This window comes from Flavobacterium gelatinilyticum (assembly GCF_027111295.1).
GTDB classification, from domain to species: domain Bacteria; phylum Bacteroidota; class Bacteroidia; order Flavobacteriales; family Flavobacteriaceae; genus Flavobacterium; species Flavobacterium gelatinilyticum.
The window spans coordinates 3,113,889-3,133,154 of the sequence record NZ_CP114287.1 but is presented as its reverse complement, the minus strand read 5'-3'; the positions used below and the strand labels follow the sequence as shown (position 1 = coordinate 3,133,154).

The window sequence follows — 19,266 nt, the reverse complement described above, 5'->3', positions numbered from 1 at the left end:
GATTGTTAATTTTTAATGTTAAAAATATGCACGCATAATAGTTTTTTAGTAATATTGTCTGAAATTACAACGTTTTCGTACCAAGTCTAACAATACAAATTATAAGAATATGTTAAAATACTCTAAGTTTGTATAAATCAATTAAATCAGAATTATGAAAAAGAACCTATTTTTATTAGGATTATTAGTTTGCTCTATGACTGCAATGGCGCAAACAACAAGTGGAGAGAAGCCGGAAACCTGGTATTTTAAATTGGGTGGATCATATTTCCTTCAGACAGCAGCTACCGAATTTCCAATTGTAAATGGTCAATTACCAAATACAGATGTTTATGGACCTAATGGAACTACTTTAATTTCGAGAAAAACAAATCACGGTTCCTTTGGGGAAGGTTTCCGTTCTGGATTAACTGCTGGTTACCGTTTTTCAACTCGTGTAGGTGTTGAGATGGGAATCAACTATTATTCTAGTGCTGATAAATTGATGGTTGAGACTACAAATCGTTTAGTAGCAACTGCTCCAACAAATATTTTTGTAACAGGTGATGCTGTAGGAAAAATTAGAGCATGGGATTTATCACCTTCATTAGTGTTGTTTTTAGGTGAATCTAAAGGTTTTGAACCTTATACAAAAGTTGGAGTTATTGTTCCGATACATGGGGACTTAACAATTGAAACAAATCGTGAATATTCTACAGCAGCAGGAGTGATGGCTAAAACATATTCTGAAGACGTTGTAAAACCTAATCCAACTATTGGTTTTATGGCAGCAGTAGGAACTTCTTATAAATTAGGGAAAAAGATCGCTGTATTTGCTGAAATTGAATACAGAAACTTTACTGTTCATGGGAAAACGAAAGAGACTACTGTTTTCACTGAAAACGGAGTAGATAAATTACATACTCCATCTACTTTTAGACAAGATGCTTCATATTCTGCTATTCATACTAATTATGTAAGTCAATTAACTACAAGTTCAAATAGTAAAGTAACTAATGCAGCTGGTTTTGATGATACTAAAGCTACTGATGATATAAGTTCTTTTGTTGGAATTTCAGGTATTGGACTAACTGTAGGTTTAAAATACAGCCTATAATTTTTACAATTTTACAGTTTTAAAAAAAGAGGATATTCAGAAGGATATCCTTTTTTTTTGTGTGCAGTTTTGTCATTTCTGTAAAGGTTACTTATTTCGGTAACGGATTTATCATTTCAATTGGCTTTTTTCCATCAATTCCCTGATGTGGTCTTTCATGATTGTAATAATACAAATATTGTAATAATTCCTCTTTCAGTTCTTCTTGCGAATCAAAATCAGTATCCCGTAATAAATCCTCTTCGAGAGTTCTCCAAAAACGTTCAACCTTGCCATTTGTCTGCGGACGGTAAGGTCTTGTGTACCTGTGAACTATTCCTAATTCCATGAGCATTCTTTCAAATGGATGCTGATTTTTTACCTTGCTTGTTTTGATTCCAAATTCAGCCCCATTATCAGACAATATCTCTTCAAATTTTATTTCATAATGACTGCTTAAGATATTCAAGCACTTTAATGAGGCAAACATTACTGTTAAACTCGTGATGTCCGGAACTAATTCTGCCCAGGCAATACGGCTGTAATCATCAATTACACAGACTAAATAGAGTTTTTTGTTTTCTCCGCGAATTACGCTTTTGCTTAAATAATGACAATCAATATGACCCAGCTGTCCCATTCTTTCTTTGATTATTTTCTGATGATTCTTTTTGATCTTCGGAGTTAATCTGTTTATTTTATGCCGCTTTAAAATATTGTAAACTCCAGAATATGAGGGTGTGTATTTTCCCAATTTGGGATTTAAGATACTAACAATTTCATATTTATTGTTTCCCTTTTCCCGTAATTCAACCACTTTTTGTTCTATGAACGGCAAAGGGCGTCTGGTTTTATATTTTGGGCCACGTTTTTGAGGCAGTAAATCTACTGACTTTCCACTTTGTTTATATCGATTATAATACTTTAAAAAACTCTTTCTGCAAGTATCATTGGCCGTATAAAAATCCATTGCCTTCTTGTACAAGGGATGGGTCTTGTTTTTAACTTGTTCATATTCTTTAATTAGAAAACGGTACTTCTCTAAATAGTTTCTTTCCAATGTTGAATCCTGACTATTGTTTCTCATCCCAACAAAATTTATTAAAGTTAAATTTTGTTACCGAATTATCTAACTTTTACAATTTCGACCGAAGGGAGAAATCACACTAGTAATTCAGCAAAGATTGTCAATCCCTATGTAGATTCCCGTGTGTGGTTTCTCCCTTCGGTCGAAATGATAAATATTGTGCTTATTCTAAGCGCTTTGCTCAGATCCACAAGCTTTATTTAGAATTTCTAAACTCCTTTAAAACTTCATCAATAACCCAAGTTGTTCTTGCTCCAGAAACTCCTTTTGATGGAGAAGCACCTTCGCTGCCTAAAAGTTCAGAAATAACAGTTTCAATAAATGGCTGCTGAATATGAAGCGGATTTTCTATTGTAATTGTTTCTTTTTCTCCATTTGTATATTGAATGTGAATAGGATCATTTCCAAAAGTAGAGAAAGAAATTTTTCCTTTGTCTCCTGTAATTTCAGTATTGTCATAACGTTCAAAACTTGCAAAATTCCAGATACCCGATCCGTGGATTCCGTTTTCGAATAAAAAAGACATCGAAACGGCATCTTCAGCAGGATACGCTTTAAGTTGAGAAGTTGCATGTCCGCGAACAGACTTTATCGGACCTAAAACAAAATCCAGGAAATCCAAAGTATGACAGGCCAGATCAACAAAAATACCGCCTCCGGAAATATGCGGTAAAACAGTCCACGGAAGATTGATTTCGTCATCGTAGCGCTCCTCAAAAGGATGATATAAAACACAGTTTACGTGCCTGATATTCCCTAATTTTCCTTCGTCAATTATTTCTTTAATTTTTAAAAAGCGAGGCAGAGCTCTTCTGTAATAAGCAACAAATAACGGAACATTGTGTTCTTTGCAGGCGCTGATCATTTCGCTGCATTCTTCAAAAGTTAAAGCCATTGGTTTTTCAACATAAACAGGTTTTCCTGCTTTGGCGCATAAAATGGTATATTCTTTATGAGAAGATGGAGGAGTGGCAATATAAACGGCATCAACTTCTGGATCATTAATTAAATCTTCAGCATTAGAATACCATTTCGGAACATTGTGTCGTTTTGCGTAATCTTCGGCAAGCGATGCATCTCTTCGCATAACAGCAACTAAAGCAGAGTTTGGAGCCTTCTGAAAAGCAGGTCCGCTTTTAACTTCGGTTACATTTCCGCAGCCAATAATTCCCCATTTTATAATTTCCATTGTTTAAGTTTTAAGTTTCTCAAATTTAGTATAAAAGCTTTGTTTAAAAAAGTTAGCCACGAATTACTTCGTCTTTTCATCCTTCGTCCTCGAGTCACGAATTTATTTTTAATCTACGTGGTTAAAGATGTTTTGTTGAATTGGACGAATTTATTTCACGCAGATTAAAGATGATTTGAGCAGATACATACAGATTTTTTAAAATAAATTATCTTAAATCTGCCAAAATCTGCTGAATCTGCGTGAAATAAAAAAGCCACGAGATTCACAAAATAGATTCGTGAATTCGCGGCTAAAAAATTTCAGCTTAAAGTCTTACTTTTTCGGTAAAGAAGTAAAACCCATATTGTAAAGCGTAAACGCTTGAATGTCTACATTTTCTTGAATAGACGCTGCAACAGATTTTCCTGCTCCGTGTCCGGCTTTAACATCAATTCTAATTAAAACAGGATTATCTCCGGCTTGTTTTTCCTGTAATTCAGATGCAAATTTAAAACTATGTGCCGGAACAACACGATCATCATGATCTCCTGTAGTTACCATTGTAGCAGGATAATGCGTTCCTTGTTTAACATTGTGAACAGGAGAATATCCTTTTAAATACTCGAACATTTCTTTGCTGTCCTGAGCCGTTCCGTAATCAAAAGCCCAGCCTGCGCCCGCTGTAAAAGCGTTGTAACGGAGCATATCCATAACGCCCACAGCCGGTAAAGCTACTTTCATTAATTCAGGACGCTGTGTCATAGCTGCACCAACCAGCAAACCTCCATTAGATCCGCCGCGGATTGCCAAATAATCAGATGAGGTATATTTTTGAGCGATTAGATATTCGGCAGCAGCGATAAAATCGTCAAATACATTTTGCTTTTGCAATTTTGTTCCTGCATCGTGCCATTTTTTTCCGTATTCACCGCCTCCTCTTAAGTTGGCAACAGCATAAACACCGCCGTTTTCCATCCAAACCGCATTTGCGATACTGAAACTTGGTGTTAAGCTGATGTTGAATCCGCCGTAACCATAAAGGATTGTTGGGTTTTTACCATCTAATTTTGTTCCTTTTTTATAGGTAATAATCATTGGTACTTTTGTACCATCTTTTGATGTGTAGAAAACCTGTTTAGATTCGTAATCTTCGCTTTTGAAATCTACTTTTGGTTTCTCATAGATTTCAGACTTACCGGATTTTGGTTCAAAAGAATAAATGCTTCCCGGAGTAGTGTAGTTGGTAAAGCTGTAATACAGAAGTTTTTCGTTCTTTTTACCGCCAAATCCGCCTGCAGTTCCAACAGCAGGAAGTTTGATTTCGCGCACTAATTTTCCGTTATAATCGTATTGCTGTACAAATGAAACAGCATCTTTTGTGTAATTGGCAAAGAAATAACCTGCACCTGTTGAAGGCGATAAAATATCTTTGGTTTCTTTAATAAAATCTTTCCAGTTTTCCGGTTTCGGGTTTGAGGCATCAACCGTTACAACGCGTTTATTAGGAGCGTTGAAATCAGTTTCAATAAATAATTTACTGCCTTCGTTTTCAATAATATTACTGTCGCTGTTAAAATTGTCTACAATGGTAACAATCGGGCTGTTTGGTTTCGTGAGGTCTTTAATGTACAATTCGTTTCCGTAAGTAGAATTTGAAGCTGTAATTACTAAATAACGATTGTCTTCGGTAACATAGCCTCCTACGTATCTTCTTTTTTGATCGGCGCCAAAAATTATTTTATCGTCTTTTTGAGCCGTTCCCAGTTTGTGGAAAAACAATTTATGCTGATCAGTTTTGGCAGACAGTTCACTTCCTTTTGGTTTCTCATAACTTGAATAATAAAAACCGTCATTTCCGTGCCATGAAATACCGCTGAATTTGACATCAACAAGAGTATCTTCCAGTACTTTTTTAGAAACAGCATCAATAATAATTACTTTTCTCCAGTCGCTTCCGCCTTCAGAAATAGAATAAGCTGCTTTACTTCCGTCTTTAGAAAAATCCAGTCCGCTGAGCGAAGTTGTTCCGTCTTTCGAGAATGTATTCGGGTCAAGGAAAACTTCTTCTTTTCCTTTCTCGTCTTTTCTGTATATAACAGATTGATTTTGAAGACCGTTATTTTTAGAATAATATGTAAATTTTCCCTCTTTAGACGGAGCGCCTATTTTTTCAAAATTCCATAGCTTTTCCATGCGGGCTTTCAGCTCATTTCTAAACGGAATTTTATCTAAATAACCGTAAGTTACTTCATTTTCAGCCTTTACCCATGCACCCGTTTCAGCAGATTTATCGTCTTCTAACCAACGATACGGATCGCTTACTTTGGTGTCAAAATACACATCAACAGTTTCTCCTTTTTTAGTTTGCGGATATTGAATTTTATTTTGTCCAAATGAAATTCCTGCAGTTGTTATAGCCATTAATAAAAATGTTTTTTTCATAGTTAGTTTTATTCTGTTGTAACAAAAATAGCACTTTTTGTTGTGAAAATTTAGGATGAAAAAATAAACCATATAAGTTATATAAGTTCATTTAATTTAAAGCGTCGCTTATTTTTACTTATATGACTTATATGGTTTAAAAATGTTACAGATTAAAGTTAACTCCCAAAACGATGTTTCTTCCAATATTCGGAATACCGTCTGTTTTTAATCTTGAAAGGTGTGCAATATATTTTTTATCAAATAAATTGTTTCCGTTTAAGTTAATATCAAAAGCAGTTTTTCCTAGTTTTACTGTTCCGCCAAAACCTAAGTTTACTAAAGTATATCCTTTAGAAGCTGTTTCGAAACCACTCACATTATCCTGACTAAAAGTAGAAGATACATTCAAAGAAGCAAAACCTTCGCTTAACCAGTTTTGGATATTAAATTCAGTTCTAAGTGTATTATTCCAGTTGTTTGCAGGAATTAAAGGCAGATAATCTTTGTTTTCTTTTTTACCTGTAACGGTTTCAAAACTAGTTTCAAAATGTAACCAGTCTAATGGGTGAGGGTGAAAGTGCAGACCAACTTCACCACCATATAATTGTGCATTATCCTGAACATAAGCAAAAACATCATTATCTTCTAAAACTTCTCCGGTTGGCGACGTATAAATGTAATTGTTTACATGATTGTAGAATCCGTTTACGAAAAATTCAAAATGCGTGTTTTTGTATTCTAAATTCAAATCAGTCTGAACGTTTTGTTCTGTTTTTAAATTAGCGTTTCCAATTTCATATCGGTTAGTTCCTTCGTGAACTCCATTTGAAGTTAATTCGGCTAAGTTTGGCGCTCTAAATCCGGTTGCCACATTTAAACGAAGGGTTAAAGGCTCGGCTAATTTTGTTTTATACCCTAAAGAAGCATTAAAACTGTCAAAAGATCGGTCAAGAGGAAGAAAATACCCTTCTTCACCTTCTGTTCCGTGTGCGATTGAAGTAATATTTCGGTTATCGAAACGCAATCCGGCCTGCAATACGCTGTTATCCCATTCGTAATTAGCAGTTCCAAAAACACCAAAATCATTTGTAGTGGCATCCGGAATCAAATATTCTTCACCCGAATTTTTGTTGGTTTGATGCATTCCCTGAACGCCCAAAATAGTTTCGATTTTTCCGAATTTAGGGAAATGGTATTTTGCATTATAATTGAAAGTATTCAGTTTCATGTGCAAAGAAGCTTCGTTGCTGTCTTCAAATTCGCTTCGGTCATTGGCGATATACCCTAAATCAACATCAAGTTTTGAGTTTTCAAAAAAGATAACATTGTTTAAACTCAGTAAATGATTAAAGATTCCCTGTCTCGGAAATTGTGTGTCCTTGCTTGAAGACTGTTCTGCAATTCCTTCTTCCGGAATTCCAATATCCAGTTTATTGTAATTGTATCGTACAACACTTGAAAAAGTTGAATTACTGTAGCCAATTCCGGTTTTAAAATCAGTTTCGTTGTAACGTGAGTTTGTAACGCGGTCGCCATCGGCGATTTTGTAGTCAGAATGTGTGTTGTAGCTTCCCCTTGCCAGGAATTTCCAATTGTCTGTAGATGTTTTTAATCCTATAGAAGAATTACTTCCTTCTGTATTCGTAAAATATTTTTGGCTGAAATTAGCTTTAAAAGTACCAGCATCGGCAAATTTTTCAGGATTGAAATACAAGACACCTCCAAGAGCATCAGAACCGTACAATAAAGAAGCCGGCCCTTTTATTACTTCAACGCTTTCGATTCCGGCATCGTTTAAACCTAAACCATGTTCGTCTCCAAACTGCTGATTTTCGATACGAACGCCCTGAGAATAAACCAAAACACGATTCCCGCTGAGTCCGCGGATAACCGGTTTCCCGATTGAAGTTCCGGTAGAAATCTGGGCAACTCCCGGAATAGTGGCTAAACCTTCGATTAAAGTTGAAGTTCCTTTTTGTTGTAATGTTTTGATGCTTTCGTGCTCAATTTTCATTACGTTTTGCGATTGCAGTTTGTTAAAAGGAGTTGAAACCACTACCTCGTCCATTTCCAGAATCGATTCTTCAAGAACAATGTCCAGAGTATTTTGTTTCACTAATTTAACAATAGTTTTGTTCTGATTGGCATATCCAACATACGAAAAAGCAATGCGTAAACTTCCGTTTGGCAGGTTGTTTAACTCGTACTTTCCGTTTACATCTGTTGTTGTTCCTTTATGAAGTTCCGGTGCGTAAACAGAAACGCCCGGTAATGGCTGGTTTTGATTATCGGTTACTGTTCCTGAAACCGAATTTTGAGCAGAAAGAATGCCCGAGACCCCTAATATAAGGGCAAATATGAATTTTTTCATTTGAAAATGATGCTATAGTTGTTGATTTTCTTTTTCATCAAATAAAAACAAACAGCAAAGCATTCTGATCCTGATTCAGAGAATGAGGATTAGCAAACGCAGTGTTCTTTTGAATTTGAACAAAAAGAAATTGATTTTTTTAATGGTGCTTAAGAAACTACAGCAGGAGGTCCGCGTAATAAATACGTGGTTTTTGAAACTGAAAAAATCTTTTCAGACAGCGGAAAAAAATACGGAATATCGCTGTTGAAATAATAAAACTGAAAAGAAAAATCCTGAGGAAGAATAAAGGACTCAAAAGCAAAATTACAAACAAAACAAACCTCGTAATTATGATGCTGATGCGTTATTTCGCCGTTTGGATCATTATAATCATGATGGCATTGTTTCTCAGAAAGCTGTTTTATGATATGCTCATAACTGTGTATAGACTGAAACAATATCGAGAACAATATTGTAACAGCAAAAGAAAGACTAAGTATGAGCTGCTTTTTCTTCATGAAAAGCAAAGGTATAAAAGATCGTGCAAATACAAATCCATTTTTTGATTTCGGCTGCATTTTATTTGAAAAAACCGCAGTAAATTCCTTTATTCTTCATCAAAATCAGAATATTTAAATTCAAATCTTATCCTGAACTGGCATTATATTATATTTGTAAGTGAAATAAAACCATCCCGAAAAACGTTTCATTAATTAATCCGTTTTAAATCAAAAAAATATATGCGATCACTTTTTAGCTGTTTGTTTTTAATCTCGTTTTTAAATGCTTTCTCGCAGGACGATGCCAAACCGGAAATAAAACCGATAGTTAAAATAGACTCTTTGTACAGAGAAGATCAGTTTTATTTTTCGGTAACCTATAATATGTTTACGGATATTCCAAGTCAATTCAAACAGAATAAATTCTCTTTGGGACTTTCCGGAGGTTTCCTGCGCGACATGCCGGTAAACAAATCAAGAACAGTGGCGATCGCGGCGGGTTTTGGATTCAGTTATCAAAATTATTATCAGAACCTTAATATTTACGATGACGCGGCAGGCGAAATTCTTTACGGAGTTAACAGTTATAATGAATTCGTTTCTAATCGTTACAGACAATATTCTGTTGATCTTCCTATAGAATTCAGATGGCGTAATTCGACTTTCGAAAGCACCAAATTCTGGAGAATTTATGCAGGAATAAAATTCAGTTATGTATTTTCAAACGCCTCAAATCTGGACGATGGAGAGAATACTTATAGAATAAAAAACAATCCCGATATTAATAAATTTCAATACGGTCCGTATCTTTCAGCTGGTTATAACACATGGAATTTGTATATCTATTACGGGGTAAATCCGTTGTTTAAATCTACAGCCACTACGATCGATGATGAAAGACTTAAATTGAAAACTCTTAATGCAGGACTGATTTTCTACATTTTATAACCAAAGATATAAAAACAAAAGCTGAGGAAATATACCAATGAATAATCCAATAAGGAGTTCTTTTGGAGTATGTGCCTCCATTTCTAATCTCGAAGAAGCTACAATGCCGGTTATTAAAATTAAAAAAGCAGCCCAATACGGATTATGCATTTGAAGATGAATGTTTAATCCCGCAGCAAAAACCATAAAACCGCTTATGGCAGCAACGTGAAGACTGGCCTTGATTTTAAAAAGAGACAAAACCAATGCTGCAATAGTGGTAAACAAAGCACCCAGAAAAAAGAAATGCAATTCCGGGTAACGCAGAATTATAATACTTCTTTTTACCAGCAGAATATATAAAAAACACTGTAAAACCAGTGGAATCAATCGTTGCGAAGTCTCCGGAAGCATCATAGATTTTACATGTCCTGTTGAACGAAGCAGCATAAAAAACAATATTGGAACAATAAAGGTGATAACCAGAATCTGAAATAAGACAAAGTATTTCTCGTTAGTAGTAAAAATATCTTCTTTACAATACAGATAAAACAAGGTCGCGTACATCGATATAAAAATCGGATGGAATATATAGGAAAATAAGATCAGGAATTTTTTCAAAACGCAGTATTTTGTGGGTATTAAACAAATATAGTCAAATAATGTTCTTCGTGGCGCATTACACAAATTTCAACAAATTATAATTTATTTTTAAAAGACGTCAGCTGTATATGGATATAGTATTTTACAGATTCAGAAATCCGGACAATCCTTTAATCTGCGGCTAAACGTTTTATAAATCCTAGAAATAAATTAGCTAAAATTTGAGAGATTCGTGGCAAACCTTTTTTTAAATTTGACAAAAAGTAATTTTAAAATGAGCATAAATTTAAAAAACCTGGTTTCAGTACTTAATGCTGAATGGACAGGTTCTCAAACCGACATTTTTGTCGATCATATTTCGATTGACAGCCGTTCATTACAAAACGGGTCGCAGACATTGTTTATTGCCCTTTCGGGTGTTAATAATGACGCTCATTTGTATATTTCCGAGCTTATAGACAAAGGAGTACGAAATTTTGTCGTGCAGCATATTCCTGAAAAAGTAAAAGGGAAAGCCAATTTTTTTATAGTCAAAAATACTCTGAAAGCACTTCAGGAACTGGCAGCTTATTATCGTGATTTATTTAATATTCCGATAATTGGATTAACCGGAAGCAACGGAAAAACCATCGTAAAAGAATGGCTTAATTTCTTATTAAGCCCCGATTATAACATTATCCGAAGCCCTAAAAGCTACAATTCGCAGGTTGGCGTACCGTTGTCTGTAATTGCTATAAATGAAAAACACAATTTAGGGATTTTCGAAGCCGGAATTTCGACCGTAAACGAAATGACAAATCTCGAAAAAATCATAAAACCCAATATTGGTGTTTTAACCAGTATTGGTTCCGCGCACGATGAGGGATTCGAAAACCTTGAGCAGAAAATCAAAGAAAAGCTGCTGCTTTTCAAAAAATCAAAAGTGATTGTTTACCAGAAAAACAAACTCGTAGATGATTGTCTGTCTGATTTTAGTGCCGAATATCCGCTGGAAGACAGAACGCTTTTTTCATGGAGTTTTACAGATGATACAGCTTCAGTTTATATTCTGAAAAAAGAAGCCCAAAATGATATTACAACCATTCAGTACCAATACAATGATGAAATTTTCAATTTAGAAATCCCGTTCAGCGATTCGGCTTCAATAGAAAATACGATCTCCTGTTTATTGGTTTTGTTGTATTTTAAATACGATTTTGAAGTCATTCAGAACCGTGTAAAAGGACTTTATCCTGTAGAAATGCGTTTGGAGGTAAAAAACGGAATCCAAAACTGCAGCATTATCGACGACAGTTACAGCTCCGATTTTCAATCCTTAAAAATTGCTCTGGACTTTCTGGAAAGCCAGAAAAAGAACGCCTCAAAAACCGTGATTTTGTCTGATATTTTTCAAAGCGGTTTTTCAAACGAAGAGCTATATTCAAAAGTAGCCCAGCTTATTTCAGACAATAAAATACATCGTGTAATTGGTATTGGCCCGACAATTTCTTCATTCAAAGATAAATTTGCCAACAGCACCATGTTTCAAAATACAGCCGATTTTATCAACGAAATAGAAAGGTTTGATTTTAATAACGAAACCATTCTGATAAAAGGAGCAAGATCTTTTCAGTTTGAAGAAATCGTATCGCTGCTTGAAGAAAAAACACACGAAACCGTTCTGGAAATTAATCTGGATGCTATAAGCCATAACTTTAATTACTTTAAATCAAAGCTGAAACCGGATGTTAAAATGATGGTGATGGTAAAGGCTTTTGGTTACGGAAACGGCGGACTGGAAATTGCCAAATTACTCGAACATCATAAAGTAAATTATTTAGGTGTGGCTTTCGCCGATGAAGGAATTTCGCTGAAAAACGGCGGTATCAAACTGCCTATTATGGTTTTAAATCCGGAGTCAACCAGTTTTCCTTCGATAATTCAATATCAGTTAGAACCTGAAATTTACAGTTTAAAGGGGCTGAAAGCCTTTTTAAAAATTGCCCGAGAAAAGAATTTACAGGATTATCCAATTCACATAAAAATAGACACCGGAATGCATCGTTTAGGGTTTGAAGACAATACAATCGACGAACTCATCGCGACTTTAAAAGGAAATTCAACCGTTCGAGTTCAGAGTATTTTATCGCATCTGGCTACAAGCGATGATCCTAAACATTTTGATTTCGTGAGAAAACAAATCGCATTGTTCGAAAGATTATCGTCAAAATTAATGTCAGAACTCAGCATAAACCCAATCCGACATACCTTAAACACTTCCGGAATCAGTAATTTTCCGGATGCACAATACAGTATGGTACGTTTAGGAATTGGATTATACGGCGTTTCAAACGATCCGGCAGAACAAAAATATCTCGAAAACGTAGGAACATTAAAATCGATTATTTCTCAGGTCCGCACCATTCCTGCAGGCGACAGCGTAGGTTACGGACGCCGTTTTATGGCAGAGAAAGAAACAAAAATCGCCACTATCCCAATTGGTTATGCTGATGGTATTTCGAGATTATGGGGAAATGAAGCAGGATACGTGATGATTAAAAACCAGAAAGCCAGAATCGTTGGGAGCGTATGCATGGATATGCTGATGGTTAACGTAACCCATATTGACTGCAAAGAAGGTGATTCGGTAATAATTTTCGGCGAAAGCCCGACAGTTGTAGAAATGGCAGAAGTTTTAAAAACAATTCCGTACGAAATAATGACCAGTATTTCGCAGCGCGTTAAAAGAGTGTTTTTTAGGTAGAGCAAGGAATTATCAGGAAAATTACGTATTTTCGATACTTCATTATTAAAAACTAAACAAATCAGATATGGGATTTTTTTCAGAATTTAAGGCATTTGCAATGAAGGGCAATGTAGTTGACCTTGCTGTTGCAGTAATTATTGGAGCCGCTTTTGGTAAAATTGTAAGTTCATTTATTGAAGACGTAATTACACCGCTTGTTTTAAAACCGGCTTTAGATGCGGCTCATTTGTCAAGAATTGAAGATTTAACCGCTTTTGGCGGAGTTAAATACGGAATGTTTCTTTCGGCAGTAATTAATTTTATTATTGTGGCTTTTGTTTTGTTCGTGCTTATTAAAGGGTTAAACAGTCTTAAAAAGAAAGAAGAGCCTGCACCAAATCAGCCTGCAGCGCCAACTCAGGAAGAATTGTTAACTGAGATTAGAGATTTATTAAAAAATAAATAAGATATAATACCGCTGCACTAAGTCTAACTTAACCGCCTTCTAAAGAGGCGGTTTTTTTAATGAACTATGAAAGTAAAATTAGTACCCGTTATAGAAATTTTCAACAGTAATGAAAATATAAAACTACCTGATTTTGGACCTTCCTGGGAATACAAGGACGAATGGGAAGCATATAATTGCTTATGTAATAAAGCGGCTGGTTTTTCAGATGATTTAAAACCGTATCAAAAAGCATCTCGTTTTTACGCTATTGATGAATTGTCTGATGCTGATTTGCTGCGGGCAATTCAAAAAGAAATAGATTTTGAAGAATCTGACGAAACAGATACAGCAGATGCAATTGACTTTATTACGCCTTTTTCCGGCGGGTATATTTTAGAATTGGATGATATGGCTGTTTATTTTCCGCAATGCTGTGGTTCTTTGGCTGATATAAAAGAATGGAAAGATTTGATAATCGGAAAAACAAGTTCATTTTTTGCAGGACACCCTTTTCCTCGGGTAACCGAAAATGGAAATAAAATCCGATTTGATTTTGTTGATATTGAAGTTAAAGAAAATTTTGCACCGCCATGTCTTTTTGATGTTCTTGAAATTGAAAAATCAGATTTACAATCTGCTATAGATTTAGCAGATACATCCTTACATGTTCTTTCTGAAAGACTTAAAGCAATTAACCGGTCAGAAAAACTGGATATTGAAAATATTGAGCAAAAGCTGATTTGGGCAGAAAACGAATTTTAGAAAAGGAAGACAGGGATCTAAATTTCAAAATTTGTTCAATTTATAACATTTTGTTATTTTTTGTGAATCACCTTGCTGAGACTTTATTTATACTTATTTTTGTCCTGTAAAATTAGATTAATTGATTATTTAAAAATATAAAAATGAGAATTGCAGTTGTAGGTGCTACCGGAATGGTTGGCGAAGTAATGCTTAAAGTATTAGCAGAAAGAAATTTTCCTGTTACAGAATTAATTCCTGTTGCATCTGAAAGATCAGTAGGAAAAGAAATCGAATACAAAGGAACCAAATATAAAGTAGTAGGATTACAGACGGCTGTTGATATGAAAGCTGATATCGCGGTTTTTTCTGCCGGAGGCGATACTTCGTTAGAATGGGCTCCTAAATTTGCTGCTGCCGGAACAACTGTAATCGACAACTCATCTGCATGGAGAATGGACCCGACTAAAAAATTGGTAGTTCCAGAAATCAATGCCGACGTTTTAACTAAAGAAGATAAAATCATCGCAAACCCAAACTGTTCAACTATTCAAATGGTATTGGCATTATCTCCTTTGCATAAAAAATACAACATTAAAAGAATCATCGTTTCTACTTACCAATCGATCACCGGAACGGGTGTAAAAGCGGTAAAACAATTAGAGAATGAATATGCAGGTGTTCAGGGGGATATGGCTTACAAATACCCAATTCACCGTAATGCAATTCCACATTGTGACAGCTTTGAGGAAAACGGATACACAAAAGAAGAAATGAAACTGGTTCGTGAAACTCAAAAAATCCTTGGCGATAATACGATCAGAGTTACGGCTACTGCCGTTCGTGTACCGGTTGTTGGCGGACACAGTGAGGCTGTAAACGTTGAGTTTACAAACGATTTTGATGTAAGTGAAGTTCGTGAGATTCTGCACAATACAGATGGAGTAGTGGTACAGGATAACTTAGATACATTTACATACCCAATGCCATTATATGCAGAAGGTAAAAACGATGTTTTTGTTGGAAGAATCCGTCGCGATGAAAGCCAGCCAAACACATTAAACATGTGGATCGTTGCTGATAACTTAAGAAAAGGTGCTGCAACAAACACCATCCAAATCGCTGAATATTTAATTAAAGCAGGTTTGGTGTAATCCAGAGATTTAAAGAAAATTGCTATAAAGAAAGCCGTAATTGCGATTAAGTAATTATGGCTTTTTTGCGTTAAAAACTTTTCAGTTTACCCGCTAAACAAGTAAATTAGCAGATAAACTTAAAGCTTATGAATTTTGACAACTATAAAATAATCCCAAACTATAAGACGCATAAAACCGACTTGTTTACCGCTGATGAAGAAGATATTCTGGCCTGCGAAAAAACATTGAACGTTACTTTTGATGAAGATTATAAAGAATATGTTCTGACATACGGAAGCGGGATTTTGGGAGGTACTTACGTTAGAATGTTTCTTCCGGAAACGATTATTCTAACCCTTGAAGAATGGAGGGGCCGTATAACTGAATATTGGTTTTGGGATGAAGGAAAAGACGTTTTGACCAAAGATGAAGTCTTAAAATCAATTAGAGTAGGCGATACATTCGACGGAGACGAAATTATTCTCCTAAATAATCACTATTATATCCTGCCGAGATACAGCGAAATGATTTACAAAGCCGGAAATACATTAGAAGAAACTATTTCCTGGTTGTGTTCGTCTGGTATTTTAACAGAAGCCTTTTCAGAAAGAGACTTTGAGCCTTTTGATCCCCAAGAACACTTAAATTAAAATTTATGGCATTTCCAGTCGATATAAAATATGTACAAGAAACAGAAGAAGAGCTAGGGTTAAAATTTTCTCCTTTGTTTAAAGAAAAAATGATAGAAGAAAATGGAGGAGAAGCTCAAACAGAAGATTATGATTGGAATCTTTATCCGTTTTTTGATAAGAGTGATAAAAAGAGAATAAGCAGAACCTGCAATCACATTATTTTAGAAACAAAACAAGCTAAAGAATGGGGTCATTTTCCTTTAAATGCGATTGCTGTTGGAGGAAATGGGTGTGGAGATCAATTGATTCTTCTTCCTTGTGAAAACAATAAAATTCTAGGTGATACTGTTTATTTCTGGTGTCATGAAACTGGAGAAGTACAGAAGGCTGCAGACAATATCCAGAAATTAATTTGAAGATTAATGATTATAAATATCAAAAATAGAGATCTAAGTCTACTACCTACAAGAAACCCGGCAGGTTTTAAAACTTGTCTGGTTTAATAACAAACGTAAAAAAGGCGGGAAAATTAATTCTCGCCTTTTTTATATTTTTAATATTCCGGAGCTAATTCTAACTCAAGACCTTCTAAATCTTCTGTAATTGGTATCTGGCAGCCTAAACGACTGTTCGATTTAACATAAAATGCTTCCGACAGCATAGCTTCTTCTTCATCGCCCATTTCCGGTAATGCGACATCATTTAAAACATAACACTGGCAGGAAGCGCACATTGCCATTCCGCCGCACGTTCCTTCAACAGGAAGTTCGTATGCTTTGCATAACTCCATTATGTTCATTGCCATATCGGTCGGAGCCTGTAACTCGTGTATAACTCCTTCTCGATCTTTAATCTTTATTAATACATCCATTTTAATTATTGGAATTTTTTGGCAGGATTTTATAACGTGAAAAAATCCTTTTTTATTAATATTAGCTAGTAGGTTTAGTACTAAATGCGTATTCTTTTCTGGCAGTGTCTTTTAAGCGCATTTTTACACCAAGAACACTTTCACTTTTTTCAAGAATAGTAACAATTGCAATTACAGAGAAATAATCTTTGTCTGACTGAAAGATTAAGGTTCCTTCGTACGTTGTGTTTAAAACCCCTTGCTTGTCTGTCGTTGCCGAAACTTTTCTTGGGTGTGTAAATTCTGCTGAGCTGTATGTAGCTTTATTTGAAAATTTCCCTCTTCCTTCTACAAAATCGTATAAGAAATCATAATTCCCAATTCTTAAAGTTCCCGGTTCGTCATTCGCATTCATCGAAAATACGATTTTTCCTGCATAAGTAAAGTCAGACCATTCTTCAGATTCGCTTACCCACGCTTTATCAACAACAACTGTTCTGATTTGTGCATAATTCACAGTTACAAAACTCAATAATAAAAACAGAGTGTAAAATTTTTTCATAAATATAAGATTTAAGGGTTTTGTCACAAATTTAAGTTAAAAATGTAACAAAATACTCACTGAATCTCTTAAATCTTTGTGTTATTTTTTATGAAATCCTCAAAAAAGAGGGGAATTATAACTGTTTTATTGCTGTTTTATGAAAACATTTAAAAAAAGGCTTATTATTCTTGCTAATTTTATGACCCTTGTATACAAGCCTTATACGCGCATTGTTACATTATGTTTACTACAGTTTCAATTTGCGGCGCATATTTTTTTATTGTAGTTTCAACACCCGCTTTAAGCGTCATCTGGTTTACACTGCAGCTTATACAGGCACCTTCAAGACGTACTTTAACGTGTTTATCATCATCTATAGAGATTAATGTAATATCTCCGCCATCGGACTTTAAAAATGGCCTGATCTCGTCTAAGGCCAATAAAACATTATTTGTTAATTCTTCTGTTGTCATGATATTTATGTCAATTTAAAAGAATGTGTCAATTTGAATTATATCTAATTGACACATTATCTCAATTATCTAATTCTTTTTTACAGCAGAACATCCTGCCATTGTTGTAATTTTAATTGCTTCGGTAGCAGGAAGACTTTCGTTTCTGTTTACCACTTCCTGAACTACGTTACGTGTAATTTCTTCAAAAACACCTTCAATTGGCGATGCAGTCTGCAAAGCTGCAGGACGTCCGTAGTCACCCGCTTCACGAATTGACTGTACAATAGGCACTTCACCTAAAAACGGTACATCTAAGTCAGCAGCAAGGTTTTTTGCACCTTCCTGTCCAAAAATATAATATTTGTTATTTGGCAGTTCTTCCGGAGTAAAATAAGCCATGTTCTCAATAATTCCTAAAACCGGAACATTGATATTGTCCTGCATAAACATCGAAACTCCTTTTTTAGCATCGGCAAGTGCAACAGCCTGTGGTGTACTTACTACAACCGCTCCTGTAATAGGAAGTGACTGCATGATAGAAAGGTGAATATCACCTGTTCCAGGAGGTAAATCAAGAAGCATGAAATCCAGTTCGCCCCAGTCTGCATCAAAAATCATCTGATTTAAGGCTTTAGCGGCCATAGGACCTCTCCAGATTACAGCCTGGCTTGGTGCAGTAAAAAATCCAATAGAAAGCATTTTGATCTCGTAGCTCTCAATTGGTTTCATTTTAGATTTTCCGTCAACTGTTATCGAAACCGGTTTTTCGTTTTCAACATCAAACATAATAGGCATTGAAGGACCGTAAATATCAGCATCCAGAACTCCTACTTTAAAGCCCATTTTTGCAAGCGTAACGGCTAAGTTTGCTGTAACAGTAGATTTTCCAACCCCTCCTTTTCCAGAGGCAACAGCAATAATATTTTTAATTCCCGGAATAGCACGTCCTTTAATTTCGGCTTTCTCAGGCGTTTCAACTTTAATGTTTACTTTAATTTTAGCTTCAGGAGATATTAAATCATGAATGGTTTTTTTAATATCATCTTCTGCTCTTTTTTTGATATGCATGGCCGGCGTGTGTAATACTAAATCGACTACCACTTCGTCGCCAAAAGTCAGTACGTTAGCAACTGCACCGCTTTCAACCATGTTTTTCCCTTCCCCGGCTATAGTAATGGTTTCTAAAGCCTTTAGAATTTCTTTTCTATCTAATTTCATTTTATGTGCTATTTTGTATGGAAAAAAATCAATTTGAAAAATCTATCTTAATTTAAACTGATTTGAGACTGCAAAGATAACAGATTAAGTTCGGATTTACGGTCTTTTAGATTGTATTTATTGATATTGAGATTAGTCAAAACGATCAATATTGAATTTTTTGCCCTGTCAAATTTTCAAATAGATGTTTTCGATCCTTGTTTTTTGCGGAATTTCTTTTACCGGCCAAAATGAAACCTGTATGAAATTTACATCACAAAATATCAAAATTGTCAATTATCTTAATTAAATTTGATAACCCAAATCGAAGATTCCAAGTTGTACATAATTTACTTTGGAGCTTCTGTATCAGAGTTTCCGATATTTTTTAAAAATTA

18 protein-coding genes are annotated in these 19,266 nt (G+C 35.1%); 8 read left to right on the top strand and 10 right to left on the bottom strand.

Translation table 11 applies throughout. The features are described 5' to 3' along the window. Nucleotides 1–154: 154 nt before the first annotated feature. Nucleotides 155–1,096 carry an outer membrane beta-barrel protein gene (locus tag OZP11_RS13265; protein ID WP_281231039.1) on the top strand — a complete coding sequence of 314 codons (942 nt, stop codon included), beginning with the start codon at nt 155–157 and terminating at the stop codon, nt 1,094–1,096. Between the two features lie 91 nt (nt 1,097–1,187). Here the strand turns inward: OZP11_RS13265 and OZP11_RS13260 are convergent, their stop codons facing one another. From OZP11_RS13260 to OZP11_RS13240, 5 genes are all read right to left on the bottom strand, one after another. Continuing rightward, nucleotides 1,188–2,162, bottom strand: coding sequence for an integrase core domain-containing protein (locus tag OZP11_RS13260; RefSeq protein ID WP_281231038.1), 975 nt, complete (start codon nt 2,160–2,162; stop codon nt 1,188–1,190). 196 nt (nt 2,163–2,358) lie between these two features. Further along, a complete protein-coding gene (locus OZP11_RS13255) occupies nt 2,359–3,351 on the bottom strand; it encodes a Gfo/Idh/MocA family protein (protein ID WP_281231037.1) in 993 nt (330 codons plus the stop codon). 315 nt (nt 3,352–3,666) lie between these two features. Continuing rightward, nucleotides 3,667–5,775, bottom strand: a complete 2,109-nt coding sequence (locus OZP11_RS13250) for a prolyl oligopeptidase family serine peptidase (RefSeq protein ID WP_281231036.1) — start codon at nt 5,773–5,775, stop codon at nt 3,667–3,669. Nucleotides 5,776–5,920: 145 nt separating this feature from the next. Next, entirely contained in the window at nt 5,921–8,128 is a 2,208-nt protein-coding gene (locus OZP11_RS13245) for a TonB-dependent receptor (RefSeq protein ID WP_281231035.1), read from the bottom strand. 149 nt (nt 8,129–8,277) lie between these two features. Further along, nucleotides 8,278–8,688 carry a hypothetical protein gene (locus OZP11_RS13240; protein ID WP_281231034.1) on the bottom strand — a complete coding sequence of 137 codons (411 nt, stop codon included), beginning with the start codon at nt 8,686–8,688 and terminating at the stop codon, nt 8,278–8,280. A gap of 162 nt (nt 8,689–8,850) precedes the next feature. Here OZP11_RS13240 and OZP11_RS13235 point away from each other — a divergent pair, with 162 nt between their 5' ends. Next, complete coding sequence (locus OZP11_RS13235; protein ID WP_281231033.1) at nt 8,851–9,558, top strand: porin family protein; 708 nt, start codon at nt 8,851–8,853, stop codon at nt 9,556–9,558. On the opposite strand, the gene OZP11_RS13230 is transcribed toward OZP11_RS13235, so the two are convergent. Beyond that, entirely contained in the window at nt 9,553–10,158 is a 606-nt protein-coding gene (locus OZP11_RS13230) for a hypothetical protein (protein ID WP_281231032.1), read from the bottom strand. The genes OZP11_RS13235 and OZP11_RS13230 overlap by 6 nt on opposite strands. A gap of 256 nt (nt 10,159–10,414) precedes the next feature. On the opposite strand from OZP11_RS13230, the gene OZP11_RS13225 reads away from it, so the two are divergent. The 6 genes from OZP11_RS13225 (at nt 10,415) to OZP11_RS13200 (ending at nt 16,238) form a co-directional block, all read left to right on the top strand. Continuing rightward, on the top strand, nt 10,415–12,883 hold the full coding sequence (locus tag OZP11_RS13225; protein WP_281231031.1) for a bifunctional UDP-N-acetylmuramoyl-tripeptide:D-alanyl-D-alanine ligase/alanine racemase: 2,469 nt from the start codon (nt 10,415–10,417) through the stop codon (nt 12,881–12,883). Between the two features lie 67 nt (nt 12,884–12,950). Next, the gene (gene mscL / locus OZP11_RS13220) at nt 12,951–13,331 is read left to right on the top strand and encodes a large conductance mechanosensitive channel protein MscL (protein ID WP_281231030.1); all 381 of its coding nucleotides are present in this window, start codon (nt 12,951–12,953) and stop codon (nt 13,329–13,331) included. Nucleotides 13,332–13,397: 66 nt separating this feature from the next. After that, on the top strand, nt 13,398–14,075 hold the full coding sequence (locus tag OZP11_RS13215; protein WP_281231029.1) for a hypothetical protein: 678 nt from the start codon (nt 13,398–13,400) through the stop codon (nt 14,073–14,075). 143 nt (nt 14,076–14,218) lie between these two features. Continuing rightward, complete coding sequence (locus OZP11_RS13210; RefSeq protein WP_281231028.1) at nt 14,219–15,208, top strand: aspartate-semialdehyde dehydrogenase; 990 nt, start codon at nt 14,219–14,221, stop codon at nt 15,206–15,208. A gap of 128 nt (nt 15,209–15,336) precedes the next feature. After that, nucleotides 15,337–15,840: an SMI1/KNR4 family protein gene (locus tag OZP11_RS13205; protein WP_281231027.1), complete on the top strand. Its 504-nt coding sequence runs from the start codon at nt 15,337–15,339 to the stop codon at nt 15,838–15,840. A 5-nt stretch (nt 15,841–15,845) separates the two neighbouring features. Further along, a complete protein-coding gene (locus OZP11_RS13200) occupies nt 15,846–16,238 on the top strand; it encodes an SMI1/KNR4 family protein (RefSeq protein WP_281231026.1) in 393 nt (130 codons plus the stop codon). A gap of 137 nt (nt 16,239–16,375) precedes the next feature. Here the strand turns inward: OZP11_RS13200 and OZP11_RS13195 are convergent, their stop codons facing one another. The 4 genes from OZP11_RS13195 to OZP11_RS13180 form a co-directional block, all read right to left on the bottom strand. Beyond that, a complete protein-coding gene (locus OZP11_RS13195; RefSeq protein WP_057121545.1) occupies nt 16,376–16,693 on the bottom strand; it encodes a 2Fe-2S iron-sulfur cluster-binding family protein in 318 nt (105 codons plus the stop codon). Nucleotides 16,694–16,754: 61 nt separating this feature from the next. Beyond that, nucleotides 16,755–17,234 (bottom strand): hypothetical protein, encoded by a 480-nt coding sequence (locus tag OZP11_RS13190; RefSeq protein ID WP_281231025.1) that lies wholly within the window; start codon nt 17,232–17,234, stop codon nt 16,755–16,757. A 215-nt stretch (nt 17,235–17,449) separates the two neighbouring features. Next, a complete protein-coding gene (locus OZP11_RS13185) occupies nt 17,450–17,689 on the bottom strand; it encodes a NifU family protein (RefSeq protein ID WP_012023406.1) in 240 nt (79 codons plus the stop codon). A gap of 69 nt (nt 17,690–17,758) precedes the next feature. Then, nucleotides 17,759–18,889, bottom strand: coding sequence for an Mrp/NBP35 family ATP-binding protein (locus OZP11_RS13180; protein WP_281231024.1), 1,131 nt, complete (start codon nt 18,887–18,889; stop codon nt 17,759–17,761). Between the last annotated feature and the right edge of the window lie 377 nt (nt 18,890–19,266).